This window comes from Candidatus Pelagibacter sp. HIMB1506, from assembly GCF_052047935.1.
Lineage (GTDB): Bacteria > Pseudomonadota > Alphaproteobacteria > Pelagibacterales > Pelagibacteraceae > Pelagibacter.
This window is the reverse complement of the sequence record NZ_JBNAIS010000001.1, coordinates 1,245,304-1,269,118: the sequence shown is the minus strand read 5'-3', so window position 1 is coordinate 1,269,118 and position 23,815 is coordinate 1,245,304. Positions and strand designations below refer to the sequence as shown.

Here is a 23,815-nt window from a genome sequence, read left to right as displayed (position 1 = left end):
ATTAGTAAATTAATAAAATGTTTATCTGGTTAGCGTCATATCCCAAAAGTGGAAATACATTGGTTAGAGCAATGTTGTCATCCTATTTTTTTTCTAAGGACGGTAAATTTAATTTTGAATTAATTAAAAATATAAAACAATTTCCGCATATTGGAATTTTTGAAAAGCTAGGAATTAATATAAAAGATGAAAAAGAAATTTTAAAAAATTACATTAAAGCCCAAGAAAGCATAAATCAAAAAAACTCTATTCAATTCTTAAAAACACACAGCTATCTTTTTAACATAAATAACAATCCATTCACTGATTTGAATAATACTCTTGGAGTTATTTATATCGTAAGGGATCCAAGAAATGTTGTAACTTCTTACGCTCATCATAATAGTATTAGTGTTGAAGATTCTGTGGAGAGATTAACACACTCTATAGAGTATGGAGGCAATGTAGATAGTGACCATATTTCTGATAGATCTAAAGTATACATGGGTTCTTGGAGTAGTAATTATAATAGTTGGAAATCTTTTGATACTATTGGAAAATATTTGTTAATTAAATATGAAGATATAATTTTAAACAAAGAAAAAACTTTATTAGAAATATTAAATTTTATTTATCGGCTTAAGGGCATCAATTTTTCTGTAGATAAAAAAAAAATAGAAAACGTTATTAGTTCCACAAACTTTGATAAGATGAAAGATTTGGAGAAAAAAGAAGGTTTTATAGAAGCTAAAGTAAATCCAAAAACAGGAAAAAAAATACCTTTTTTTAATTTAGGATCAAAAAACGTTTGGAAGAATAACTTAGATTTAACAATAAAAAATAAAATTGAAAATTCATTTAAAAAAGAAATGCTAGAAATAGGTTATTTGTAAAAAATATTTTATGATTTTTTGGCTTGCTTCATACCCAAAAAGTGGAAACACTCTAATAAGATCAATGTTGTCGGCATACTTATTTTCCGAAGATGGTAAATTTGAGTTTAGTTTATTAAAAAATATAAAAAAATTTCCAGATTTTGGAGTTTTTAGAAATCTAGGAATAGATACAAGTGATGAAAAAGAAGTTGTAAAAAAATATATTTATGTTCAGCAAGAGATAAACAAGAGAGATTCTAATACAATTAGATTATTGAAAACTCATTCAGCTTTAAATGATATAAATGGATATAAATTCACAGATTTAAAAAATACTTTGGGGGCAATTTATATTGTGAGAGACCCAAGAAAAGTTGTTTTATCATATGCAAATCATAGTGAGATATCTTTAGAAGAATCTTTAAATAGATTAACTAATATGAGAACTATAGGAGGTATAAATGATGCTCAAAATCAATCTGTAACACATGTAGGTTCTTGGGCTTCAAATTATAATTCATGGAAAGAATTTAAGAAAGTAGATCGGTATCTATTGATTAAATATGAAGATCTTATTTTAAAACCTGAGGAAACTTTTATTTCTATATTAAATTTCATATACAAAATATCTAATGCTAAATTAGTACTTAATAAAAAAAAACTGAAAAATGTTTTAGAAACAACAACTTTTGAATACTTGCAAAATTTAGAACAGAAAAAAAATTTTCCTGAAGCTATCAAAGCTAAAGACGGAAAGAATATAACTTTCTTTAAATATGGAAATAAAAATACTGGCAAAAATTTACCATATATAATTAATGATACACTAGAAAATATTTTTCAACAAGAGATGAAAGAGTTGAAATATTTATAAAAATTCAAGTTAAAGTATGAATTTAGATAAGTCAGTGTCTTTTACTAAACTGTCTAAATTTTTATTAATATATTCTTTGTTAATAAGAATTTTTTCACCAGCTCTGTCGGTTGCTGTAAAACTAATATCATCTAAGATTTTTTCTATTATTGTGTGCAATCTTCTAGCCCCGATATTTTCAACTGTTGCATTAACCTCCGATGCGATGTTTGCGATTGTATCAATCCCATCATCTGAAAATTCTAAATCAACATTTTCAGTTTTTAACAACGCTACATATTGTTTAATTAAACTATAATCTGGTTCTTTTAAAATTCTTTTAAAATCTTCACTAGTCAAAGCTTCTAGCTCAACCCTAATTGGCAATCTCCCTTGCAATTCAGGAAGTAAGTCGGAAGGTTTTGCTAGCTGAAAAGCACCTGAGGCAATGAATAAAATGTGATCAGTTTTTACAGGTCCATGTTTTGTATTCACTGTCGTCCCTTCAATTAAAGGTAACAAATCTCTTTGAACACCTTCTCTAGACACATCTCCACCAACTCTATCAGTTCTTGCTGAAATTTTATCTATTTCGTCCAAGAATACTATTCCATTGTTTTCAGTTGAAATTTTTGCAGCTTTAATAATTTTGTCTTGTTCAATTAATTTATCAGACTCATCGTTAATCAGTATCTCGTGAGATTCTTTTACTGACATCTTTCTTTTTTTTTCTTTATTCCCCATAGATTTACCAATCATTTCTCCAATGTTTATCATCCCAACATTAGCACCTGGCATTCCTGGGATTTCAAAAGATGCACCGTTTGAACCTGTATCGCTTACAGCAATCTCTATTTCATTGTCATCTAAGTCACCATTTCTTAACCTTTTTCTAAAACTCTCTCTTGTTGCAAGGCTTGCTTTTTTCCCTACTAGAGCATCTAAAACTTTTTCTTCTGCTGCTTTTTGCGCCTGTGCATATACTTCTTTTCTTTTTTTAACTTTTTCCATAGCAATTGCTATTTCAATTAAATCTCTAACTATTTGCTCAACATCTCTTCCAACATAACCAACTTCTGTAAATCTTGTTGCTTCAACTTTAACGAAAGGAGCTTCTGCTAATTTTGAAAGTCTTCTAGAAATTTCTGTTTTTCCAACTCCTGTTGGTCCAATCATTAAAATATTTTTTGGTAAAACTTCATTTTTCATTTCACCTTTTAAAGCCTGTCTTCGCCACCTATTTCTTAATGCAACAGCAACAGCTTTTTTCGCTTTATTTTGTCCAACTACAAAACGATCTAACTCAGAAACTATTTCTCTTGGCGAAAGAGCGCTTACTAAAGACGCTTCTTCTTTATGAGTTTTTTCTTTAGGATGTAAAGGTGTAACGTTTGAATTATCCATTATATTTTCTCAATTTTAACATTTTCATTTGTAAAAACACAAATATCTGCTGCAACTTTAATAGCTTTTTTGGCAACTTCTTCTGCTGACATGTTACCTTCCATTAGTACTTTTCCAGCCGCCAATGCATAATTACCACCAGAACCAATTCCAATTACATCACCTTCAGGCTCTAAAACATCCCCAGTTCCAGAAATTATATAACTGTTATTTTTGTCACCAACAGCCATTAATGCTTCTAATCTTCTTAAATATTTATCAGTTCTCCAATCTTTTGCCAGCTCGACAGCAGCTCTTGATAAATTGCCTGCATGTTTTTCTAATTTTCCCTCTAGTCTTTCAAACAACGTTAGTGCATCAGCAGTTGATCCTGCAAATCCTGCAACTACATCTCTTTTTTCAATTTTTCTTACTTTTGATGCTGTACTTTTGACAACAGTATTTCCCATACTAACTTGTCCATCACCAGCAACTACAACTTCATTATTTTTTCTAACTAATACTATTGTTGTCATATCTAATAAATGGTAACTATTTTTGATACTTCAAGTATCTAGACTGATATTGATATAGTTGGATTAAGTATGTATACCATCTAAAATATATGGCTAGAAAAGGAAAAATTTTTCGAAAAACAAAAGAAACCAGCATAAGTGTTGAATTAAACATAGATGGCAAAGGGAAATACCAAATTGATACAGGAATAGGTTTTCTAGATCATATGCTTGAGCAATTATCAAAGCATTCTTTGATTGATCTAAAAGTGAAAGCAAAAGGAGACACTCACATTGATCTTCACCACACTACTGAAGATACAGGAATAGCAATTGGTGAGGCTTTAAAAAAAGCTGCAAAAAAATTTGTAGGCATTAAAAGATATGCACACAGAGTTATTCCAATGGATGAAACGTTAACAAGAGTTGCTATAGACGTTTCAAATAGACCTTATTTAATTTGGAAAGTAAAATTGAAAGTTGAGAAACTTGGTGAGATGGATACAGAGTTGTTTAAAGAATGGTTCCAGGCATTTTCGCAGGCTGCAGGTATTACAATGCATGTCGAAAATATTTATGGTGATAACAGTCACCACATTATTGAGTCTTGTTATAAAGCATTAGCAAGATCGCTTAGAGAGGCATTGGAGATGGATCCTAGAAGTAAAAAAAGTATTCCATCAACTAAAGGCTCATTATAAGTTTAATGAACGTCACTATTGTTGATTATAATTCGGGCAATATAAGCTCTGTAATAAACTCATTTAAGGAAGTTGCTAAAAACAAAGTAAATATCGAAATAACCTCAGATTTAAATAAGATTAAATCTTCTGATAAAGTAGTTTTGCCAGGGCAGGGTTCGTTTAAAAGTTGTGTTGATGCTTTGAACAATATCAATGGTTTAGTTAATACATTAAATGAGTTTGTAATAAGTAATAAAAAACCACTTTTAGGAATTTGTGTTGGTTTGCAAATGTTTGCGGACATTGGTTTTGAAGAAACAGAAACAAAAGGACTTGGTTGGATTTCAGGCAAAGTATCAAAAATAAACAATCAAAATGGAAAATATAAACTTCCACACATTGGCTGGAACGAAATTAATATAACAAAAAATAGTAAAATTTTAAAAGGTATAGAAAATAATTCTCATATGTATTTTGTTCATAGTTATGAATTTGTACCAGAGGATAAAAATGTGATTTCGGCAACAACTGATTATTCTTCAAATATTGTTTGTTCTGTTGAAAAGGAAAATATTTTTGGAACACAGTTCCACCCTGAAAAAAGTGACAAGATTGGTCTTAAAATAATAGATAATTTTATAAATATATAATGAAGATATTCCCAGCAATAGATATTAAAGACAAAAAGTGTGTGAGGTTAGTAAAAGGAGACTTTGAAAATAAAACCGAATACGAAATGTCTCCTGTTGAACAAGCAGCTAATTACAATGACCTTGGTTTTAAAAACTTACACATAGTCGATTTAGATGGGGCATTAACTGGTGAAACAATTAATTTAGATATTATTCACGAAATAGTTACTAAATTTGATCTTAAAATTGAGATTGGTGGAGGTATAAGAAATTTTGAAAGTATTCAGAAATATACTGATGCTGGTGTTGATAAAGTTATTTTAGGAAGTGCTGCTATAAAAGATAAAAATTTTTTAAAACAAGCTTGTGAAAAATTTCCAAATAAAATTGCACTAGGTTTAGATGCCAAAGAGGGTTATTTATCTGTATCTGGTTGGAAAGAAAATTCTAATCAATTGACTTTAGATTACTTAAAAGAAGTGAACGAATATGGAGCAAGCAGGCTTATTTATACTGATATCAATAGAGATGGAATGAAGCTAAGTCCTAATTTTGAAGAAACAGTTAAGGTTGCTGATACATCTAATTGTCCAGTGATCATTTCAGGTGGAGTTTCATCAATAGATGACATTAAAAAAGCTAGGGAATTAAATAATAAAAATATTGAAGGTATTATAGTTGGAAAAGCTATTTATGATGGTGATATTAAATTGGATGAATTAGCTAAGGAAGTAAATGCTTAAAAATAGAATAATACCTTGTTTAGATGTTAAAAATGGCCGTGTTGTAAAAGGAATTAACTTTGTTGATCTACAAGATGCGGGCGATCCGGTCGAACAGGCCAAAATTTACTCCGATGGAGGAGCAGATGAAATTTGTTTCCTGGATATCACTGCATCCAATGAAAATAGAGATACAATTTATGATGTCGTAAAGAAGACTTCTAGAAAATGTTTTGTTCCTTTAACTGTTGGAGGAGGCGTTAGAAGTGTAGACGATATAAATAAATTGCTTAATTGTGGGGCAGACAAAGTTTCTATTAACACTGCGGCAGTTCGAAATTCAGAAGTAGTAGTCGAAAGCTCAAAAAAATTTGGTTCACAATGCATTGTTGTCGCCATTGATGCAAAAAAAAATGCTGATACATGGGAAATTTTTACCCACGGTGGAAGAAACAATACTGGAATTGATGCAATAGAATTTGCAAAAAAAATGGAAAATTGTGGTGCAGGAGAACTATTAGTTACATCAATGGACAGAGACGGCACCCAAATAGGTTATGATATTGAGCTAATGTCTAAAATTTCATCTATTGTAAATATTCCCGTTATTGCATCTGGTGGAGTAGGGAGTCTAGATCATTTGGTTGATGGAATTAAATTAGGAAATGCTAGTGCAGTTTTAGCAGCATCAATATTTCATTATGGTAAACACTCTGTAAAAGAAGCAAAGGAATATCTGGATTCAAAAGGAATACCTGTTAGAATTTGATATGCTTAATACATTAGAAAATCTAATTAAACTTGCAAGAGAAAGAAAAATTAATCCAATTGAAGGTTCTTATACAAATAAATTACTTACAGACAAATCTTTAAGTAAAGCCAAAGTCTTGGAAGAAGTTTATGAATTAATTGAAGCTATAGAGGAAAATACAAATAAAATTCATGAAGCAGCCGATGTATTTTATCATTTGTTAATGTATTTAGAAGCAAATGATATAAAAATTGAAGAGGTAATGGGAGAATTGGAAAAAAGAAAAAAATGAATTACGATGATAATAATATTTTTGCTAAAATTTTACGAGGAGATGTTCCTTGTAATAAAATTTATGAAGATGATTTTATTTTATCGTTTCACGACATCAACCCTCAAAAAAAAATTCATGCTTTAGTAATTCCAAAAGGAAAATATATTGACCTTGATGATTTTAGCTTGAATGCATCTCCTGATGAGATGGTCGGTCTTTTGAAGGGAATAAATATAGTTGCAAAAAAACTAGGTATTTCAACAGAAGTAGGCAAAGGTTATAGAGCCCTAGCAAACATTAGTGACTATGGTGGTCAAGAGGTTCCTCACCTACACTTTCATTTATTTGGGGGCGAAAGAGTAGGAAAAATGGTTGGGTGACAGAAGTTGTTCAAAGAAATTATTTAGAAATAAAATCACTTAAAGAACTTAAGGAAAGCCATCGATTATCAGCTGAATATTCTATAAATTTAATTGACCCAACTAATTTTCAATTAAATAAATTTTTTTATAAAAATATTGGTAAAGATCATAAATGGGTAGATAGATTAATTTGGACCGAACAACAATGGATTGATTATATTTCAAGCGATAAAGTAAAAACATATATATTAAAAAAAAATGAAGATCTTGTAGGATTTTTTGAATTAGTAAGTCATTTAGATACAAAAGAAATAGAAATCGCTTATTTTGGAATTCTTAAAGAATATCAAAATAAAAAAATTGGATCTTTTATGTTATCAGAAGCAATCAAAATATGTTTCGTAGAGGATATAAATAGAGTATGGCTACATACTTGTTCTTTAGATCACAAAAATGCTTTAAAAAATTATTTAAATAGAGGTATGAAAATATTTAAAAAAGAAAAAGTAAAAATTTAATTTTTTTGCTGTTTTAATTGCAGATGTTTTTCAACAAATTTAGAATGAAAAACTTGATCTGATATGTTTTTGTAAGTTTCATCGCCAGTCAATTTTGCAAATGCAAGCCAATTTCTGAACACTAATGCATCAAATAATGAAATCCCCTCTGATGTAGGATTTGATTTTTTGTCAAATATTAAATCTGGATTTTTTTCATCAAATTCTTTTTCATACTCTTTCCATTTTTCGTCATATTCCATGGCCTTATTATCTAAACGATTGTAATCAGGATATTTGACATAATATTCAGAACAACCTCTTTTAATCTTACAATTTAAATTCTTATTAAAATTTTTTTTTAAAATTCCTTTTAGTTCTTCTAAAATTTGATTAGATTCTTTAATAGAGTCTGAAAATATTAATCCCTTATAATTTCCTGATACACCTGATCTTAATTCAATCATGCATTTTCTTGAATTATTGTACTTAAATTTTATTTTATCAAAAACAATATATAATTTAATAAGTTCTACAATATTGGAAACTTCGATTTGAATTTTATAGCAGCCAAAACAATGTTTTGGAATAATATTAGCCTCGTTAAATATTTTTTTATGTCTATTACAATGAGGAGGCTGCTGTTGTTCTCTATAGGTTTGAACTTTATCAAACTCTAAATTGTTAAAATTTTTATCTAGAACTTTATTGATATCTTGTAGTAATTTTTTAATTTGAAGATCATCAATAAATTTATCTTGTGAATAGTACAATTGAATCTTTTTCATATCTTTGTGCGCAGTAATTATATTTGAATCGTTGTATTTAATTTCATCAGTTTGAGACAAAACATTAAGTAGACCATTTAATGGCTGCTTTAAATTTTTATTTAATTCAATTGATTTTATGTAGTTCTCAATTGATTTTTCATTTTTTCCTATTGTGTAATAAGTACCAGCCAAATTGTTGTAAAATTCAGCTGCATTAGGCTTTATAGATATTGCTTTTTCATAATCTTCTATAGTTTTTTCAAAGTTGTTAATTTTTGAAAAAGCGAAACCTCTATAAAAATAAAAAGTTGGATTATTATTATTTAGATTTATTGCGTAACTAAAATTATCAATAGAATCGTCAATTTTATTTAAATACAAGTATGACAAGCCTTTTAAAAAGAAGGAAGTTGGATTTTTTTTAATATCTTCAGTTAAATTATTTAAATAAGTTATAGCTTCAGAATATTTTTTATTCTGAATTAACTGTGCAACATCTTTAATATAAATGTCCATTTTTTTTAATATATTATCTTATCTTGAGTCTGAATTATAAAATTATTTTTGTATTGGAATATTAAAAAGATCATCATTAACCTTTTGATTTATTTTTATGCTTGATAAATATGTAGTACTTTGATTTTGATATATATCTTTAGTTTGCCAACCAAGTATATTAAAATTTTTATTATCAAAAAATATATTAATTTCGTTATTATTTTCAAAAATTTTATAATTTATTAATTTATTATCAATTATAGTTTCTTCAAAATTATAAATTTCTTCCATTAGAAAATTTTTATCCAAAATAAAATGAAGTGGAGTATTTTTAAGAGGATATCTATAATAACCTGTTCTAGTACTGATAACTAAAGATTTACCGTTTGAAATTAAAATTTTATTATTACTTTTTTTATATTTACAAAAAATTTTTTTCGGATATTTGATTATACAATCACCGTTTTCAATTTTACCATTTATACTCTGCTCAAAACTAAAACTAACACTATATGTATTTTTAAGTTTTTTAATAATTTTATCTCTATTATCTGCATTTGCTACAGATAATAAAAAAAAAAATAGCAAAAAAAAGTATTTAAACATTAAAGAACGTCTCTTTTACCAACATGATTTGCTTTACTTACAATCCCATCTGCTTCCATCATATCAATTATTCTTGCCGCTCTATTATAACCAATTTGAAGTTTTCTCTGTAAAAATGATGTCGATGCTTTTCCTTCAGATCTAATAATTTCTATAGCTTGTTGATAAAGCTGATCTTTGTCACTATGATCAAAATTATCTCCACTTTCTTTCTCATCAGCAAAATTCAAAATTTCATCAATATAATCTGGTTCTGATTGTGCTCTTAGAGAGTTGTTTATTTTTTCGATTTCATTCTCTGAAACAAAAGGAGCGTGTATTCTTATAATTTTATTAGCTGAAGACATATATAGCATGTCACCTTTGCCCAGTAATTGTTCAGCTCCTTGTTCTCCAAGTATAGTTCTACTATCAATTTTAGAAGTTACTTGAAAAGATATTCTAGTTGGAAAATTCGCTTTAATTGTTCCAGTAATAACATCTACACTAGGTCTTTGTGTTGCCATTATGATGTGAATACCTGCAGCTCTTGCCATTTGAGAAAGTTTTTGGATATAATTTTCAATTTCTTTGCCAGCAACTAACATTAAGTCTGACATCTCATCGACAACAACAACTATATATGGCATCGGCAAGCTATGTTTAGTGTTATAACCATCAATGTTTCTAACACCTTCTTTTGTCATAAGCCTGTACCTACTTTCCATTTCTTTAACTACCCAACCAAGAACAGAAGCAGCTTTTTTTGCCTCTGTAATAACTGGACATAGCAAATGTGGGATACCTTCATATGTTGATAACTCAAGCATTTTAGGATCAATTAATATAAATTTACATTTGTCTGGAGTGTGTCTGTATAGAATAGATAATATAATTGTATTTATGCATACAGATTTTCCTGATCCTGTGGTTCCAGCAATCAGTAAATGAGGCATGGACGATAAATCTCCTACTATTGGTTTACCTGAAATATTTTTACCTAAGGCAATTGGTAGTTTAATTTCTTTTTTCTTAAAGTCTTGGCTACTAAGAATCTCACTTAGATAAACATTTTCTCTTGAATTATTTGGTAGTTCAATTCCTATTGTATTACTACCTGGAATTGTTGAAATTCTAGCTGATTCCGAACTGGTGTTTCTTGCAATATCATCAGATAAATTAATTATTTTTGAAACTTTCACTCCAGGAGCAGGTTCAAATTCATTTAGAGTAACAACTGGTCCATGACTAACTTTTTGAATTTCTCCTTTGACACCAAAATCTAAAAGAATTTTTTCTAAAAATTTTGGATCATTTGATTCATTTCTTCCTGAATTTTCTCTTTCCTTCTTTGATGGCACTTTTAAAAGATCTAATTTTGGTAATTGAAATTTGCTTTTTTTATTAGCTTGTTTATCTGCTTTTATAAAAGGTAAATCTTCTTGAATAAGATTTTTGATTTCATCTTGTGGTATGTATTCACTTATAAGTTCACTTTTATCAGTATAAGATTTTTCATTTTTATTAAAAAAGATTTTAAATAATTTTTTTAAATATTTTAAAAATTTAATAGGATTAAAATTTATACTTTTTAAAAATAAAATTATTACAATTAAAATTAGACAATAATAAAATGTATTTTCTTGTAGTTGAATGATTGAATTTAAAAAAGTATGATTAAAGTAGTTTCCTATAAATCCCCCATTTCCGTTTACGTAAAAAATAAAAGAATTAGGGTAAAAATAACTTAAAAAAAGAGACCCAATTATAGAATATAAAATTGTCACAAAAGTATTTTCAATTATTAAGAAAAAATCTTTATAACGAAAAATATTTATTCCAGAGACAATGTAGGTAAGTGATATCAAAAAAGCAATTAATCCAACAGATTGAAAAAAAAGATCAGAAATAAAGCTTCCTTGAAAACCTAATAGGTTTTTAATTTCAATTTCTTTTGGAAAAATAAAATTAGGATCCTCAGGTGTGTATGAAAAAAGTGCGATAAAAAGCAAAGCTCCTGCAATAAAAACAATAATACCAAAAATCTCAATTAAACGTTTAAGTGTAAAATTAATTAATGAATTAGCTGCTTTTTTTATATTCATATATACAAATCAAATTTAACACTTTGTATCATCTAATTTTTGTTGTTAAAATTAAAAATAATATGAGAGTTTGTATATTAGGTAGTAACTTAACAAGTTTAACTTTGGCAAAAGCTTTAGTTAATCAGAATATAAATGTTGAAATTTTTACTAATAAAAAAAAACAAACAATTGATTCCTCAAGAACTATTGGAATTACAAAAAGCAATATCGAATATTTTAACAAAAATATTGTTAAAATTGATAAAATTATCTGGCAGTTACATAAAATTGAAATTTTTTCTGAAAAATTAAAACAAGAGAAATTGTTAAATTTTGAGAATAATAATGAACAACTTTTTTCAATTGTTAGTAATTATAAACTTTATAATATTTTAGAAAAAAGTCTTATTAAAAATAAATATTTCAAAAAAAATTATAAAAAAATTTTACTATCTAATATTAAAAATTATGATCTTGTAATTAATTTAGAATTCTCAAATTTTATCTCAAAAAAATTTTTCTCAAAAAAAATTGTAAAAAGATATAACAGTATAGCTTACACCGGAATATTAAGGCATAAAAAAATTGAGAATAAAGTTGCACGCCAATTTTTTACTAAAATTGGACCCTTAGCTTTTCTTCCTATTTCTGAGAATGAAACATCAATTGTTTATTCTATCAATCATTCTAATGAATTTAAAAAGGCAACTTTAGTCGATTTGATCAATCATTATAATTCAATATATAAGATTGAAAGAATAACTAAAATTTCTTCCTTCGAACTATCTTCATTAAATCTGAGATCTTATTATTATAAAAATATTTTAGCATTTGGTGATTTACTGCATAAAATTCACCCTTTGGCTGGACAGGGTTTTAATATGACAATAAGGGATATAAAAATATTGTTAGAAATTATCAAAAGCAAAAAAAATTTAGGATTGCCCCTAAACGTTTCTGTAAATCGGGAGTTTCAACGTATTACAAAACATAAAAATTTTATTTTTTCTAAAGCGATAGACTCCATTTATGAATTTTTTAACTTTGAAGGAAAATTAAAAAGCAACACCTTGGTTAATTCCTTGAAACATTTAGGTCATAATCAATTTATCAATAAAATTTTTAAAAAGATTGCAGATAGTGGTTTTGCTTGATTTTTATTGAAGGGTTCTATTTTCGTAAATATCGTGTGTATAAGTTTTTAAAATTTCTGCTATTTTATTTTTTCTAATATCTAAATTTTTTGATTCTAATAAAACTTGTTTTTCTTCAAGCGTAAATGGCGAAGTCATTGCAAGGGCATTTATTATTTCATCCAGACTTTGCCTCTCTAAAGCTTTCCAATTAATAACAAAGCCCTTTCTTTCAAACAATGATTTTAGATCTTTAAAAATAATTTCAAGATCTTGGAATTTTAATTCTGCTTTTTTTTCATCTATATCGTCTTTAAAAGTAGTAAAATCAACCTCACATTCTCTATATTTTTTTGTAGTATTTATTTCATCTATTATTTCAAATCTTAATAATCCTTTTAATTCAATTAAATAGCGACCATCATTAGTTTCATTGAAGCTTGTTATTTTACCCATACACCCAATTTTGTATAACTCTGGAAAATTTCCATAATTAGCAGGAGTTTTGGGTTGAACCATACCTATAAATTTATTTGATTTCATCGCATCATCTATCATATCAATGTAACGTGGCTCAAAAATATTCAACGGAACAGCTGTTTTTGGAAATATTATAAAGTTACTTAGTGGAAAAACAGGTATTATTTTTGGTAAATTTTTCATATTTTTTTTTAAAATAAACATTATTGATCTATATTATTTATACAATGATATTTTGGATCGCATCATACCCAAAAAGTGGAAATACTTGGTTGCGAGCATTGATAAGCTCATATTTTTATAGCCAAGATGGTATATTTAATGAAAAAATTATTAGTAATATCGGACAGTTTCCTGAAAAGAGACATTTTAATAATTTTGATTACAATCCAAAAATTGTTACAGACACAGCAAGATTTTGGTTAAAAGCACAGGAACAAATTAATTTAAATAAAAAATTATATTTTTTTAAAACTCATAATGCTTTTGGATCTGTAAATAATAATCAATTTACCGATGCAAAAAATTCTATTGGAGCAATCTATATAATTAGAGATCCAAGAAATGTCATTACGTCACTAAAAAATCATTATGAATTAAATAGTGATCAAGCTTTAAAATGGATGCAAAATGAAAACAATTATATTTATGATGTACACAGGTTTAAGCAGGATGGTTACAGTGATTTTCAATTTATAAGTTCCTGGGCAACAAACTATAAATCTTGGAAAGTACAAAAAAAAATACCAATTAAAATAATTAAATACGAGGATCTTCTTACTGAAACTTATTATGTTTTTAAAGATTTAGTTGATTTTATTAATATAACAACCGGTAATAAAGAAAAAATAAACAAAGATAAATTAAAGAATGCAGTAAATTCAACTTTATTTGATAAATTAAAAAATAGTGAGAAACAAAATGGTTTTTCAGAAGCAATTACTTCCAAAAAAAATGATGAAAAAATACCTTTTTTCTATCTAGGTCCAAAAAATGATTGGAGAAAAATTTTAGATGATGAATTAAAAAATAAATTAAATGAAATTTATAAACAGAATTTAATAGAATTATCTTACAATTGAGTTGATGAAATATGAATTTTGGCTCTTGCTTAATTAATTAAAAGCTAATAATTTCAGTTAAATAAACAAGCGGGCATAGCTCAGTGGTAGAGCGTCTCGTTGCCAACGAGAAGGTCGAGGGTTCGACCCCCTTTGCCCGCTCCAAATTTTATGAGTAATGATCTTTTAACTAAAAAATGTTTGCCTTGTGAGGGAGGAGTTCTTCCTTTTGATGTGTCTGAAATTCATAAATATCAGAAGAAAGTTGATGGTTGGGATATAACTGAAGATGAAAATAAAATATTTTTTCTATTTAAAAAATTTCAATTTGAAAACTTTTTAAAAAGTCAAAATTTTGTTAATGAAGTTGGTAAAATTTCTGAGGAAGAGGATCATCATCCAGACATAAGTTTTGGTTGGGGTTATGCAGAAATTAAAATTACAACACATGCCATTAAAGGCCTTTCAGAAAATGATTTTATTTTAGCTGCTAAGATAGATAAAATTACTAATGTCTGAAATGTCTTGTCTTAGAAAAGACCAGAATAGTATCTGTTTCGTTTGCAAATTTAATTATTTCTCTATCTCTAATTGATCCAGAAGGTTGAATTACAGCTTGAACTCCTGATTGAACTAATTTTTCAATTCCATCCACAAATGGAAAGAAAGCATCTGATGCTGCAACCAAATTATCTCCAAATAAATTAAATTTTCTCATTTTATTAATTGCTATCTCGCAGCTATCTAATCTACTTGGTTGACCCGATCCAATACCAACAATTGACTCATCTTTTGCAAGAACAATTGCGTTCGATTTGACATATCTACAAACATTGAATGCAAAAATTAGATTTCTAAGCACTTTGGGGTTTGGTTTTTTTTTAGATACAACTTTAAAATCTTTATTTTTGAATATTTTTAAGTCTTCAGATTGAACTAATATTGCTTCATTTGATGAAGTGAATTTCGTAATTTCACTAAGTGAATAACTTGTTGCATCAATTACACGTAAATTTTTTTTTGTTTTAAGTATTTTTAGGGCATCACCATCAAAACCATTAGCAATTATTACTTCTAAAAAAAGTTTATTTAGTTCAACTGCAAGATTTTTCCTTATTTTAAAGTTACAAGATACAATTCCCCCAAAAGCACTCACAGGATCACATGCTAATGCAGATTTATAGCTATCTATAGGATTTGTATTTATTGATACACCACAAGGGTTTGCATGTTTTACAATTACAGTACCTTTGTTTCTTGGTAAAGATTTTGAAATAGTTAATGCAGCAAAAATATCGTTATAATTATTATAACTTAATTGCTTTCCGTGAAGTTGTTTTAAATTAGTTTTTAAATTTTTTGAATAATATCCACTAAATTGATGTGGATTTTCTCCATACCTCAGTTTTTCAATTAAATTTGCAGAAAAAACTTTTTCTTCTGGTAAGTGTATGTTTGCTTTTTTATTAAAATAGTTTGAGATTATCGAGTCATAATAAGCAGTTTTTGTAAAAGCTGTTCTTGATAGTTTTTCTCTGAAATTTAATGATGTAGCTCCATTATTTTTACTCATTTCATCTATTAATTCTTGATATTGATCTGCAGAAGTAATCACTGTTACATCATTATAATTTTTAGCAGCAGACCTTACCATAGTAGGACCCCCTACATCTATATTTTCAATTATTTTTTTGTGATTATTTGTAGTTTCTAAAGTTTTTTCAAAAGGATAAAAATTTACAATTACTAGATCAATATTTTCAAAATTATTTTTTTTTAAGTCATTTAAATGTGTTCTATTATTTCTTTTATTTAAGATCCCTGCATGTATTTTTGGATGTAAGGTTTTGACTCTTCCCTCTAAAATTTCAGGAGAATCTGTAAAATCAGATACTTCTAAACAATTAAATTTTAATTTTTTTATTTTTTTATAAGTTCCACCAGAACTAATAATTTTGATTTGGTATTTTTTTAAAATTTCTAAAACTGGTTTTAAATTATTTTTATCTGATACAGAAATAAGAGCTGTCTTTATTTTTTTCATTAAATTTTACTTATTTCCCATCTAATTATTTGCTCGTTTTCATTATTTATGCCTGAAATATATATATTTTGGTTTTCTTGATATGAATTTTTATTACCGAAATATAAACCATTATCAATATTTATATCATAGTTATCACAACTAAATTGCCAACCTTCATCTTCTAATTGAATTAATATAAACTTATTATTTTGTGTTTTCATAACTTTAGTGTCTGGATGAAGATGAAATCTAATATCAAATTTAATTTGTTTATCAGGATCTTTTCTTACTATTTTATCATAACCAATAAATTTAAATTGTTCAGGATAGAATTCTATTTCTCTATGATGATCCAATTTAAACTTTTTGAGGTAACCATTATGACTAGCCGAAATTTTCCAATAATTCTTCTCAAAAACTATATTTTTATTTTCAATTTTTAAATCTTTTTGTATCAAAAAATTATCACCAGCTTTATTAAAATCACATGAAGAATAATCTTCAATTGAAAGTGTACTGTGTAAAGCGGTGCTTTTGGAAAATTTATTTAGTCTGTTTTTTGGATCTGGATAATATCCAGAATTTGAAATTAATTTTTTATCGTTAGAAAAAATTTCAAAAGATAAGGCGCCTGCCTGATAATTTTTGGTATATATTTTCTCAGGATTTGATCCAACGTCAGCTGCTAGGATAAATTTTTTATTTTGTAATATTGTATATCCAGCTAACTCATTAATTTGATTTTTAAAAGTATATCCAAATCGTTTTAAATATTGGTCAAATTCATTATGATTAGATGAATAATTTCCATTAAAAAAAATATCTTGTTTTATGTTTTGCCATATAAACGCATAACTGGATCCTAAATAATATATTGTTTCATCAACATATTCTGGAATTGGATTTTGCGATTCTTTAAACCATTCCCTAATAATGATTAGATATTTAAGATAAAAAACTAAATTTTGAATATTTCTTGATTTGGGAAAACCTTGTTTATCAAGAGAGTTTTTGATTAAATTTTTTAATATATTTAAACCACTGTCTAAATAATTTTTCTCATCTTTATATGCTAAACCTGTTAAAATTATTGCGGCACAGCCAATTAGTTTTTCTTCTGTTTCATCTAAATTTTTGATCTCATTTAATAAATGGTTAGTTTGTTTTTGAAGCATATGATTAAAATACAATCTATATTCTTCATTACTATCTTCATAAGTTAATTGATGATTGGAAAGCCAAGCAATAATTCTTTTTGCAGTAATGTTGAATTCCCAGATATTTTCATCAAATCTTTCATTCTTAGTAATCCATTTAAGAATAATTGATTGAGTAGTTTCCTTTGATGATTTTAAATCTAAACTAAAAAACCAAAAAAAATTATTTAGTTTTCTAAAGTCTTTTATGGGAATATTATTTTGCCAAATGGCATCAGTTGCAAAATCGTCGATTTTATATTTTTTTTTCTGATATTTTATAATTGAAGATAAAAGATGAGGACTTGGTTTATATTCAAAATTGTTATCAAAAGTTTTTGAAATTCGTTTTTCATAAAAATTTGATTTTTTGTATAATTTTTTAAATGAGGATTTTAACTTAAAAAATATTCCACTAGAAAGATTTAAGGAATTTTTAGATTGCATTAACTTATTTTGTTTTTAATAAATTAATATTTTTTTTAATATCTCCATCATTGCTTTTAAAAACCGTTGTACCAGATACAAGAATATTAGCACCAGCTTCAATTGCTATTTTACAATTATCAAAATTTATCCCACCGTCTATTTCGATATCAAAGTTAAGTTTTTCTATTTCTCTAATTTTTTTTAATTGTTTAATTTTTTCTAAAACTTCTGGCATGAATTTTTGTCCACCAAACCCAGGATTTACACTCATTATTAAAACTAAATCAATTTTATCTAAAAGATTTTTTATTAAATCTATACTTGTTTCAGGATTAAGTGAAACTCCTACTGTTTTCTTTAGATCTTTTATTTTATTTATTGAGTCTTCTAAGTTATCAGTTGCTTCAGGATGCACAGTAATTATATCTGCACCTGCATCCGCATAAGCTTCTATGTATTTATGTACTGGAGAAATCATTAAATGAACATCGAATTTTAATGAACAATGTTTTCGGAGGGCTTTAATTACTGGAGGACCTATTGTTAAGTTTGGAACAAAGTGTCCATCCATAACGTCTACATGAACCATATCAGCTCCACCTTCCTCAAGTCTTTTTATTTCATTACCTAATTGGCTAAAATCAGCTGATAAAATTGAAGGTGATATTTGTATATTTTTCATTGATATCTAGACTTACTAGTATCAATTTTTAAAATTTAATTGAATTAAAAAATTGATAAATTTGTCTAGAAATTTCACTTTCAAGAGGGAAGGATAACATTCCCATAACTGAATATCCTAAGATCCAAGGCATCAAATAAAATCTAATCATGAAAAAGAACCAAGCTACATAAAGTGGTACCAATGGTTGAATTATGAAAGATGGGGTAACAGGTTTAAAAATTTTTAATAGTGGATTAGTAAATTTTACAAACGCTTTCATAAAGAAAAATCCAGAGTCTTCCCTTTGAAAGATGTTCATTGCTACTCTTCCAACTAAAGTCCACATTATAATTCCAAGAATATAGTCAATTATATAAACTAAAGGATGAAAGTTAGCAGACATTGAGGAATTTATATTTGATCTTAAAAAGAAATAAAAGGGGCGAAATTAATCGCCCCTTAAAAAGATTGTTTATTTTTGGCCGCCGATTACAGATGCACCCGCAGGTACCCTAGAATCATCAATCATCTTTTGTGTTGCAGCGCTTGGTGCTGAAGTCATTAAACTCACAACAACCATAGCTACTAAGCTAACAGTAGATCCGAAGATACCAAATGTTAACTGAGTAATTCCTAAGAATCCGCTTCCACCACTTCGTACCCAAACTAGATACGCGAAACCAGAAACTAATCCTAAGACCATACCAGCTATAGCACCTTCTTTATTAGCTCTCTTCCACCATACACCAAGTACAAGTGGCCAGAACAATCCAGACATCGCAAAGTCAAAAGCCCAGATTACTGAACCTAAGATACCTTGGATCTCCATTGCTGCAATAGTTGCTCCTGCAAAACCAATTACTACAAGTAATACCCTTGCAACAACTAGTCTCTTAGCAGTCTCAGCTTTAGGGTCTACCATTTTGTAGTAAACGTCATGCGAGATTGCATTTGCAATTGCAAGAATCAAACCATCTGCAGTTGACATCGCAGCTGCCAAACCTCCGGCAGCAACTAGACCTGAGATTACATATGGTAATCCAGCAATTTCTGGTGTTGCTAATACAACGGCTTTACCACCCATGAAGAACTCGTTTAATTCAACAGTTCCATTTCCGTTAAAGTCGCTTACAAACATCAGATTTGCTTGGTTCCAGTTTTGATACCAATCGATTGCTTGAACTTCTGCAATTGATTTACCAATAATACCTGTTGGTAAGTTTGGATCAATCAAAGCAAGTTTAGATAGTGTCGCTAACATTGGTGCAGAAGAATATAGTAGGAAGATAAAGAATACTGACCAACCTACTGATTTTCTAGCTGCTTTTACACTTGGAGTAGTAAAGAACCTCATCATCACGTGTGGTAATGAAGCTGTTCCCATCATCATTGCTAATGCCAATGAGATGAAAGCCCAAGGTGTTGCGTTTACTTCAGAGTGAGCTTTAGTAATACCAGCTAACCCTTTAGGTACTGTAGCTAAATCAGCAGCAGAGTTTTTAACAAAACCATACTGTTGTTCTAACTCACCAATTCTAGCAACTTCATCAGCTAACATGAAGTGTGGGAAGAAACCCGCACCAATGTTATTACTGATCCAGAATACTGGAAGTAGGTAAGCTATAATTAGTACAATGTATTGCGCAACCTGTGTCCAAGTTACCCCTCTCATACCACCAAGCATTGAACATAGTAAAATACTAACTAGTCCAACATATACTGCGTATTGGAATGGGATATCTAAAGCAACAGCTGCAATAGTACCTGTAGCGTTAATTTGTGCAGTCACATATGTGAATGATGCAACAGTTAAAACGATAACCGCCATCAATCTTGCAGTATTACCACCGTATCTAGTACCTACGAAATCTGGAACTGTGTAACATCCAAATTTTCTTAAGTATGGTGCTAATAAAGTTGCAACTAACACATAACCACCTGTCCAACCTACAAGCAAAGCCATATATCCATAACCTTTGAAGTAAATACCACCTGCCATTGCAACGAAAGAAGCACCAGACATCCAGTCAGCTGCTGTTGCCATTCCGTTGAACACAGTTGGAACCGTTCTTCCAGCTACGTAATAGTTACTTGCTTGGGCTGTTCGAGATAGCCAACCAATTGCTGCGTAGATAAAAATGGTAAAACCTACAAAGCAAATACCTATTGCTTTTGCAGACATACCCATCTGCTCACCAATCGCCATTAAGATTATGAAACCTATAAATCCACCTGTGTAGATTCCATAAACTTTAGGCAAGTTATCTATAAAATTACCCTTAATCATTAGTCGTCTCCTTTTTCACTGAAGCCGAACTCTTCATCAATTTTTTCTTGTCTACCTGCAAACCAGAAAATAAGGATTACAAATATTGCAAGAGAACCTTGACATGTGAACCAATAAGTTAATGGATACCCAAAAGGTCCAGTAACTGTGTTCATTTCAGCTCCAAAAAGGAATATACCCATTGAGAATACAGCCCAGATTGCTAATGTAACAAATAGCAAACCTCTGGTCTTTTCCCAGTGTTGAGCGTTTTTCGCCATGTATACCTCTCTTTTTTAGTTATAACTGATAAAACCTTAACCATTATAAAAGAGAATAAAAGTGTAAAATTAGCCGTATTAGGTTAATTTTTTCTTATATTTTCAATAAAATTAACTTTTTATGGATAAAAAAAAATTAAGTTGGAAAGATTTATCTTTAAGTGACTTCAAAGTTTATTTTTTTTCTTTGTTTAAAGCTTTTATTCCTAAAACAAAAATTAAAACTTTAGATGAGTTAGAGGAGTTTATCCAAACAAAATCTGCATGGGTATCTCAAGTTACACTTTATAGTTATTTAAAAACTAGAATGGGGACAAGATATGTCCTTCATTTTGACAATGATGAATTTATGAAGTCAGTCAATGAAGCAAAATGGAATATTTATTCTGTTGCTCTTCAAGATTTAACTTTTTTCACTTTTTCTTATTTAAAAGTTAATTTTAGTTTTAATGAATTAGATAAAGCTAAGGAAATTTTTTTAAAAATTTTAGATGATGAGACAACGAACAACATGCCTTTAAATGTCATCGAAGAAGCAAAAAAAGAATTTGATGAAAGACTAATTAATATTGATTGGGAAAAGTATCATAATGATCGTCCTTTCAACCCAAGTGCTTTATCAATGTATAAATGGGCACCAATAGCTGATGAGCTAAAAACACTTGATCGAAAAATAGTTTTAAATTCTGTTATTTTAAAATGGGATGTTATTAAAAAAGAATTTAAAGATAGAATACAGTTTTAAATATTTTTTCTGTTTTCAACTAAACTATTAACAACACTAGGATCGGCCAAGGTAGTTGTGTCTCCTAATTGACCATGTTCATTTGCAGCAATTTTTCTTAAAATTCTTCTCATAATTTTTCCAGATCTTGTTTTTGGAAGTCCTGGAGTGAAATGAATTAAGTCAGGTGTAGCAAGTGGACCAATTTGTTTTCTTACCCAAAGTTTTAGATCTCTTTCGAGTTCACCAGTTTCCCTTTCACCAGCATTTAATGTTACATAACAATACAATCCATTACCTTTAATATCATGTGGGTAACCCACGACTGCTGCCTCTGCTACTTTCGGATGAGCTACAAATGCACTTTCAATTTCAGCTGTACCTAAGTTGTGTCCTGATACAATAATTACATCATCTACTCGACCTGTAATCCAATAATATCCATCTTTGTCTCTTCGACATCCGTCACCAGTAAAATATTTGCCTTCAAACTGAGAAAAGTAAGTATCAATAAATCTTTGATGATCCCCATATACTGTTCTCATTTGTCCAGGCCATGATTGTGCTATGCAAAGTCTTCCTTCTCCAGGTCCTTTTATCTCTTTGCCTGATTTATCAACCAACATGGGCTTAATTCCATAAAATGGTTTTGTTGCAGAGCCAGGTTTTAAAGGAATAGCACCTGTTTGAGGGGCAATTAATATCCCTCCTGTTTCTGTCTGCCACCATGTATCTACAATTGGGCACTTAGAATTTCCAACTGTTTTGTAATACCACATCCAAGCTTCTGGATTTATTGGTTCACCAACAGTTCCAAGTAACTTTAAAGATTTTCTAGATGTTTTTTTTACAGGCTTATCACCTTCTCTCATTAGAGCTCTGATTGCAGTGGGTGCAGTATAAAAAGTATTTACTTTGTATTTGTCGACTATTTGCCACCATCTAGAACTATCTGGATAGTTTGGTATTCCCTCAAACATTATAGTTGTTGCACCATTCGAAAGAGGACCATAAATAATATAACTGTGACCTGTTACCCAACCAATATCAGCAGTACACCAATAAATATCTTTTGGTTTGTAATTAAAAATATATTGATGAGTCATTGATGCATACACCATGTATCCACCTGTTGTGTGCAAAACTCCCTTTGGTTTTCCAGTTGAGCCTGATGTATATAAAATAAATAAAGGATCTTCAGCGTTCATTTCTTCTGGTTCACACTGAGATGGAACATCTTTAATTAAATCATGATACCAAACGTCTCTATCATAATTCCAACTAACTGAATTGCCTGTACGTTTAACAACAATACATTTTTTCACATTAGGACAACTCTCTAATGCTTCATCAGTTGTTTCTTTTAAAGGAATAGTTTTTCCACCTCTAACACCTTCATCGGCCGTAATTATATATTCCGACTCACAGTCATTAACTCTTCCAGAAATGGAGTCTGCTGAAAAACCTCCAAAAATAATTGAGTGGACTGCACCAATTCTAACACATGCTAACATTAAAATTGCTAGCTCTGGTATCATTGTGAGATAAATTGTAACACGATCTCCTTTTTTAATACCTAATTTTTTTAAACCATTTGCAGCTTTAGAAACTTTTTGATGAAGTTGTTTGTATGTAATTTTTTGACTATCTTTTGGATCATCACCAACCCAAATTATTGCTGTTTTATCTTTTTTATCTTTTAAATGTCTATCAATACAGTTTGCTGACGCATTTAAGGTCCCATCTTCAAACCATTTAATTTTTACTTCTTTAGAACTATATTTAACATCTTTAATTTTTTTATATGGTTTAATCCAAGTAATTCTTTTCCCTTCTTTTTTCCAAAATTCATCATTATTTTTAATAGACTGAGAATATTTTTGTTCATATTTACTTTTGTTAGCTAAACTGCTTTTGATCCACTCAGGTTTAGTTTTTATAACCAATTCTGGAGTAGGTTTGTCATTTTGTTTTAAAATTCTCTTTGATTTCTTTCTTTTAACTTTAGTTTTTTTCTTAACTACAGTCTTTTTTTTTACTTTAGTTTTTCTTTTAACTTTAGTTTTTTTCTTTTTTTTTGGCATGGATT

General features: G+C 28.7%; 26 protein-coding genes and 1 tRNA gene. 14 read left to right on the top strand and 13 right to left on the bottom strand.

Features of this window, described 5'->3' with window-relative positions; translation table 11 throughout:
- Positions 1–17: 17 nt before the first annotated feature.
- Positions 18–872, top strand: a complete 855-nt coding sequence (locus tag ACTTA8_RS06820) for a sulfotransferase domain-containing protein (protein ID WP_440655082.1) — start codon at positions 18–20, stop codon at positions 870–872.
- A gap of 10 nt (positions 873–882) precedes the next feature.
- Positions 883–1,728: a sulfotransferase domain-containing protein gene (locus ACTTA8_RS06815; protein ID WP_440655080.1), complete on the top strand. Its 846-nt coding sequence runs from the start codon at positions 883–885 to the stop codon at positions 1,726–1,728.
- A 9-nt stretch (positions 1,729–1,737) separates the two neighbouring features.
- On the opposite strand, the gene hslU is transcribed toward ACTTA8_RS06815, so the two are convergent.
- Positions 1,738–3,111 carry an ATP-dependent protease ATPase subunit HslU gene (gene hslU / locus ACTTA8_RS06810; RefSeq protein ID WP_440655079.1) on the bottom strand — a complete coding sequence of 458 codons (1,374 nt, stop codon included), beginning with the start codon at positions 3,109–3,111 and terminating at the stop codon, positions 1,738–1,740.
- Positions 3,111–3,626 (bottom strand): ATP-dependent protease subunit HslV, encoded by a 516-nt coding sequence (gene hslV, locus ACTTA8_RS06805; protein ID WP_440655078.1) that lies wholly within the window; start codon positions 3,624–3,626, stop codon positions 3,111–3,113. Before hslV ends, hslU begins: the two co-directional genes overlap by 1 nt.
- 89 nt (positions 3,627–3,715) lie before the next feature.
- Here hslV and hisB point away from each other — a divergent pair, with 89 nt between their 5' ends.
- From hisB to ACTTA8_RS06770, 7 genes are read left to right on the top strand one after another with little or no spacing between them, the layout of a single operon-like run.
- Positions 3,716–4,306 carry an imidazoleglycerol-phosphate dehydratase HisB gene (hisB, locus tag ACTTA8_RS06800; RefSeq protein WP_440655076.1) on the top strand — a complete coding sequence of 197 codons (591 nt, stop codon included), beginning with the start codon at positions 3,716–3,718 and terminating at the stop codon, positions 4,304–4,306.
- Between the two features lie 5 nt (positions 4,307–4,311).
- Positions 4,312–4,938, top strand: coding sequence for an imidazole glycerol phosphate synthase subunit HisH (gene hisH / locus ACTTA8_RS06795; protein WP_440655075.1), 627 nt, complete (start codon positions 4,312–4,314; stop codon positions 4,936–4,938).
- Positions 4,938–5,663 (top strand): 1-(5-phosphoribosyl)-5-[(5-phosphoribosylamino)methylideneamino]imidazole-4-carboxamide isomerase, encoded by a 726-nt coding sequence (gene hisA, locus ACTTA8_RS06790; protein WP_440655074.1) that lies wholly within the window; start codon positions 4,938–4,940, stop codon positions 5,661–5,663. Before hisH ends, hisA begins: the two co-directional genes overlap by 1 nt.
- On the top strand, positions 5,656–6,411 hold the full coding sequence (gene hisF / locus ACTTA8_RS06785) for an imidazole glycerol phosphate synthase subunit HisF (RefSeq protein WP_440655072.1): 756 nt from the start codon (positions 5,656–5,658) through the stop codon (positions 6,409–6,411). The genes hisA and hisF overlap by 8 nt, the downstream gene beginning before the upstream one ends.
- 1 nt (position 6,412) lies before the next feature.
- Entirely contained in the window at positions 6,413–6,685 is a 273-nt protein-coding gene (hisE, locus tag ACTTA8_RS06780) for a phosphoribosyl-ATP diphosphatase (protein ID WP_440655070.1), read from the top strand.
- Positions 6,682–7,047 (top strand): HIT domain-containing protein, encoded by a 366-nt coding sequence (locus ACTTA8_RS06775; RefSeq protein ID WP_440655069.1) that lies wholly within the window; start codon positions 6,682–6,684, stop codon positions 7,045–7,047. The genes hisE and ACTTA8_RS06775 overlap by 4 nt, the downstream gene beginning before the upstream one ends.
- Positions 7,044–7,547, top strand: a complete 504-nt coding sequence (locus ACTTA8_RS06770; RefSeq protein WP_440655068.1) for a GNAT family N-acetyltransferase — start codon at positions 7,044–7,046, stop codon at positions 7,545–7,547. Before ACTTA8_RS06775 ends, ACTTA8_RS06770 begins: the two co-directional genes overlap by 4 nt.
- Here the strand turns inward: ACTTA8_RS06770 and ACTTA8_RS06765 are convergent.
- The 3 genes from ACTTA8_RS06765 to ACTTA8_RS06755 are packed head-to-tail and all read right to left on the bottom strand — an operon-like array spanning position 7,544 to position 11,484.
- Positions 7,544–8,812, bottom strand: coding sequence for a tetratricopeptide repeat protein (locus ACTTA8_RS06765; RefSeq protein WP_440655066.1), 1,269 nt, complete (start codon positions 8,810–8,812; stop codon positions 7,544–7,546). The genes ACTTA8_RS06770 and ACTTA8_RS06765 overlap by 4 nt on opposite strands.
- A 42-nt stretch (positions 8,813–8,854) precedes the next feature.
- Positions 8,855–9,400, bottom strand: a complete 546-nt coding sequence (locus ACTTA8_RS06760) for a LolA family protein (RefSeq protein WP_440655064.1) — start codon at positions 9,398–9,400, stop codon at positions 8,855–8,857.
- Positions 9,400–11,484, bottom strand: a complete 2,085-nt coding sequence (locus tag ACTTA8_RS06755; RefSeq protein WP_440655062.1) for a DNA translocase FtsK 4TM domain-containing protein — start codon at positions 11,482–11,484, stop codon at positions 9,400–9,402. The genes ACTTA8_RS06760 and ACTTA8_RS06755 overlap by 1 nt, the downstream gene beginning before the upstream one ends.
- Before the next feature lie 62 nt (positions 11,485–11,546).
- On the opposite strand from ACTTA8_RS06755, the gene ACTTA8_RS06750 reads away from it, so the two are divergent.
- Positions 11,547–12,620 carry a ubiquinone biosynthesis protein UbiB gene (locus ACTTA8_RS06750; RefSeq protein WP_440655061.1) on the top strand — a complete coding sequence of 358 codons (1,074 nt, stop codon included), beginning with the start codon at positions 11,547–11,549 and terminating at the stop codon, positions 12,618–12,620.
- Positions 12,621–12,623: 3 nt separating this feature from the next.
- On the opposite strand, the gene ACTTA8_RS06745 is transcribed toward ACTTA8_RS06750, so the two are convergent.
- Entirely contained in the window at positions 12,624–13,262 is a 639-nt protein-coding gene (locus tag ACTTA8_RS06745; RefSeq protein WP_440655059.1) for an LON peptidase substrate-binding domain-containing protein, read from the bottom strand.
- Positions 13,263–13,306: 44 nt separating this feature from the next.
- On the opposite strand from ACTTA8_RS06745, the gene ACTTA8_RS06740 reads away from it, so the two are divergent.
- The 3 genes from ACTTA8_RS06740 (at position 13,307) to ACTTA8_RS06730 (ending at position 14,659) form a co-directional block, all read left to right on the top strand.
- Entirely contained in the window at positions 13,307–14,161 is an 855-nt protein-coding gene (locus ACTTA8_RS06740; RefSeq protein WP_440655058.1) for a sulfotransferase domain-containing protein, read from the top strand.
- Between the two features lie 69 nt (positions 14,162–14,230).
- Positions 14,231–14,305, top strand: a tRNA-Gly gene (locus ACTTA8_RS06735).
- Positions 14,306–14,311: 6 nt separating this feature from the next.
- A complete protein-coding gene (locus tag ACTTA8_RS06730) occupies positions 14,312–14,659 on the top strand; it encodes a 4a-hydroxytetrahydrobiopterin dehydratase (protein WP_440655057.1) in 348 nt (115 codons plus the stop codon).
- On the opposite strand, the gene purH is transcribed toward ACTTA8_RS06730, so the two are convergent.
- The 6 genes from purH to ACTTA8_RS06700 all read right to left on the bottom strand — a co-directional run bounded on the left by purH (position 14,649) and on the right by ACTTA8_RS06700 (position 21,002).
- Complete coding sequence (gene purH, locus ACTTA8_RS06725) at positions 14,649–16,184, bottom strand: bifunctional phosphoribosylaminoimidazolecarboxamide formyltransferase/IMP cyclohydrolase (RefSeq protein WP_440655055.1); 1,536 nt, start codon at positions 16,182–16,184, stop codon at positions 14,649–14,651. The two genes, ACTTA8_RS06730 and purH, sit on opposite strands and share 11 nt — an antisense overlap.
- Positions 16,184–17,809: a heparinase II/III domain-containing protein gene (locus tag ACTTA8_RS06720; RefSeq protein WP_440655054.1), complete on the bottom strand. Its 1,626-nt coding sequence runs from the start codon at positions 17,807–17,809 to the stop codon at positions 16,184–16,186. The genes purH and ACTTA8_RS06720 overlap by 1 nt, the downstream gene beginning before the upstream one ends.
- A 4-nt stretch (positions 17,810–17,813) precedes the next feature.
- Positions 17,814–18,473 carry a ribulose-phosphate 3-epimerase gene (gene rpe / locus ACTTA8_RS06715; RefSeq protein ID WP_440655052.1) on the bottom strand — a complete coding sequence of 220 codons (660 nt, stop codon included), beginning with the start codon at positions 18,471–18,473 and terminating at the stop codon, positions 17,814–17,816.
- 28 nt (positions 18,474–18,501) lie between these two features.
- Positions 18,502–18,858, bottom strand: a complete 357-nt coding sequence (locus ACTTA8_RS06710) for a hypothetical protein (RefSeq protein WP_440655051.1) — start codon at positions 18,856–18,858, stop codon at positions 18,502–18,504.
- A 69-nt stretch (positions 18,859–18,927) separates the two neighbouring features.
- A complete protein-coding gene (locus ACTTA8_RS06705) occupies positions 18,928–20,742 on the bottom strand; it encodes a sodium:solute symporter family protein (protein WP_440655050.1) in 1,815 nt (604 codons plus the stop codon).
- The gene (locus tag ACTTA8_RS06700) at positions 20,742–21,002 is read right to left on the bottom strand and encodes a DUF4212 domain-containing protein (protein WP_440655048.1); all 261 of its coding nucleotides are present in this window, start codon (positions 21,000–21,002) and stop codon (positions 20,742–20,744) included. Before ACTTA8_RS06700 ends, ACTTA8_RS06705 begins: the two co-directional genes overlap by 1 nt.
- Before the next feature lie 121 nt (positions 21,003–21,123).
- Between ACTTA8_RS06700 and ACTTA8_RS06695 the strand changes: the two genes are divergently transcribed.
- The gene (locus ACTTA8_RS06695; RefSeq protein ID WP_440655047.1) at positions 21,124–21,747 is read left to right on the top strand and encodes an esterase; all 624 of its coding nucleotides are present in this window, start codon (positions 21,124–21,126) and stop codon (positions 21,745–21,747) included.
- Here ACTTA8_RS06695 and acs read toward each other — a convergent pair.
- On the bottom strand, positions 21,744–23,810 hold the full coding sequence (gene acs, locus ACTTA8_RS06690; protein WP_440655046.1) for an acetate--CoA ligase: 2,067 nt from the start codon (positions 23,808–23,810) through the stop codon (positions 21,744–21,746). The two genes, ACTTA8_RS06695 and acs, sit on opposite strands and share 4 nt — an antisense overlap.
- Positions 23,811–23,815: the final 5 nt, after the last annotated feature.

Bases quoted from the DNA above. Each gene is read 5' to 3' on its own strand.
- hisA (WP_440655074.1), top strand. From the start codon at position 4,938: ATGAAGATATTCCCAGCAATAGATATTAAAGACAAAAAGTGTGTGAGG.
- ACTTA8_RS06745 (WP_440655059.1), bottom strand. From the start codon at position 13,262: ATGAAAAATTTACCAAAAATAATACCTGTTTTTCCACTAAGTAACTTT.
- ACTTA8_RS06765 (WP_440655066.1), bottom strand. From the start codon at position 8,812: ATGGACATTTATATTAAAGATGTTGCACAGTTAATTCAGAATAAAAAA.
- ACTTA8_RS06740 (WP_440655058.1), top strand. From the start codon at position 13,307: ATGATATTTTGGATCGCATCATACCCAAAAAGTGGAAATACTTGGTTG.
- ACTTA8_RS06760 (WP_440655064.1), bottom strand. From the start codon at position 9,400: ATGTTTAAATACTTTTTTTTGCTATTTTTTTTTTTATTATCTGTAGCA.
- hisH (WP_440655075.1), top strand. From the start codon at position 4,312: ATGAACGTCACTATTGTTGATTATAATTCGGGCAATATAAGCTCTGTA.
- hslV (WP_440655078.1), bottom strand. From the start codon at position 3,626: ATGACAACAATAGTATTAGTTAGAAAAAATAATGAAGTTGTAGTTGCT.
- ACTTA8_RS06730 (WP_440655057.1), top strand. From the start codon at position 14,312: ATGAGTAATGATCTTTTAACTAAAAAATGTTTGCCTTGTGAGGGAGGA.
- ACTTA8_RS06820 (WP_440655082.1), top strand. From the start codon at position 18: ATGTTTATCTGGTTAGCGTCATATCCCAAAAGTGGAAATACATTGGTT.
- ACTTA8_RS06775 (WP_440655069.1), top strand. From the start codon at position 6,682: ATGAATTACGATGATAATAATATTTTTGCTAAAATTTTACGAGGAGAT.
- purH (WP_440655055.1), bottom strand. From the start codon at position 16,184: ATGAAAAAAATAAAGACAGCTCTTATTTCTGTATCAGATAAAAATAAT.
- ACTTA8_RS06695 (WP_440655047.1), top strand. From the start codon at position 21,124: ATGGATAAAAAAAAATTAAGTTGGAAAGATTTATCTTTAAGTGACTTC.
- acs (WP_440655046.1), bottom strand. From the start codon at position 23,810: ATGCCAAAAAAAAAGAAAAAAACTAAAGTTAAAAGAAAAACTAAAGTA.
- hisE (WP_440655070.1), top strand. From the start codon at position 6,413: ATGCTTAATACATTAGAAAATCTAATTAAACTTGCAAGAGAAAGAAAA.
- ACTTA8_RS06750 (WP_440655061.1), top strand. From the start codon at position 11,547: ATGAGAGTTTGTATATTAGGTAGTAACTTAACAAGTTTAACTTTGGCA.
- rpe (WP_440655052.1), bottom strand. From the start codon at position 18,473: ATGAAAAATATACAAATATCACCTTCAATTTTATCAGCTGATTTTAGC.
- ACTTA8_RS06720 (WP_440655054.1), bottom strand. From the start codon at position 17,809: ATGCAATCTAAAAATTCCTTAAATCTTTCTAGTGGAATATTTTTTAAG.
- hisF (WP_440655072.1), top strand. From the start codon at position 5,656: ATGCTTAAAAATAGAATAATACCTTGTTTAGATGTTAAAAATGGCCGT.
- hisB (WP_440655076.1), top strand. From the start codon at position 3,716: ATGGCTAGAAAAGGAAAAATTTTTCGAAAAACAAAAGAAACCAGCATA.
- ACTTA8_RS06815 (WP_440655080.1), top strand. From the start codon at position 883: ATGATTTTTTGGCTTGCTTCATACCCAAAAAGTGGAAACACTCTAATA.
- hslU (WP_440655079.1), bottom strand. From the start codon at position 3,111: ATGGATAATTCAAACGTTACACCTTTACATCCTAAAGAAAAAACTCAT.
- ACTTA8_RS06700 (WP_440655048.1), bottom strand. From the start codon at position 21,002: ATGGCGAAAAACGCTCAACACTGGGAAAAGACCAGAGGTTTGCTATTT.
- ACTTA8_RS06755 (WP_440655062.1), bottom strand. From the start codon at position 11,484: ATGAATATAAAAAAAGCAGCTAATTCATTAATTAATTTTACACTTAAA.
- ACTTA8_RS06710 (WP_440655051.1), bottom strand. From the start codon at position 18,858: ATGTCTGCTAACTTTCATCCTTTAGTTTATATAATTGACTATATTCTT.
- ACTTA8_RS06705 (WP_440655050.1), bottom strand. From the start codon at position 20,742: ATGATTAAGGGTAATTTTATAGATAACTTGCCTAAAGTTTATGGAATC.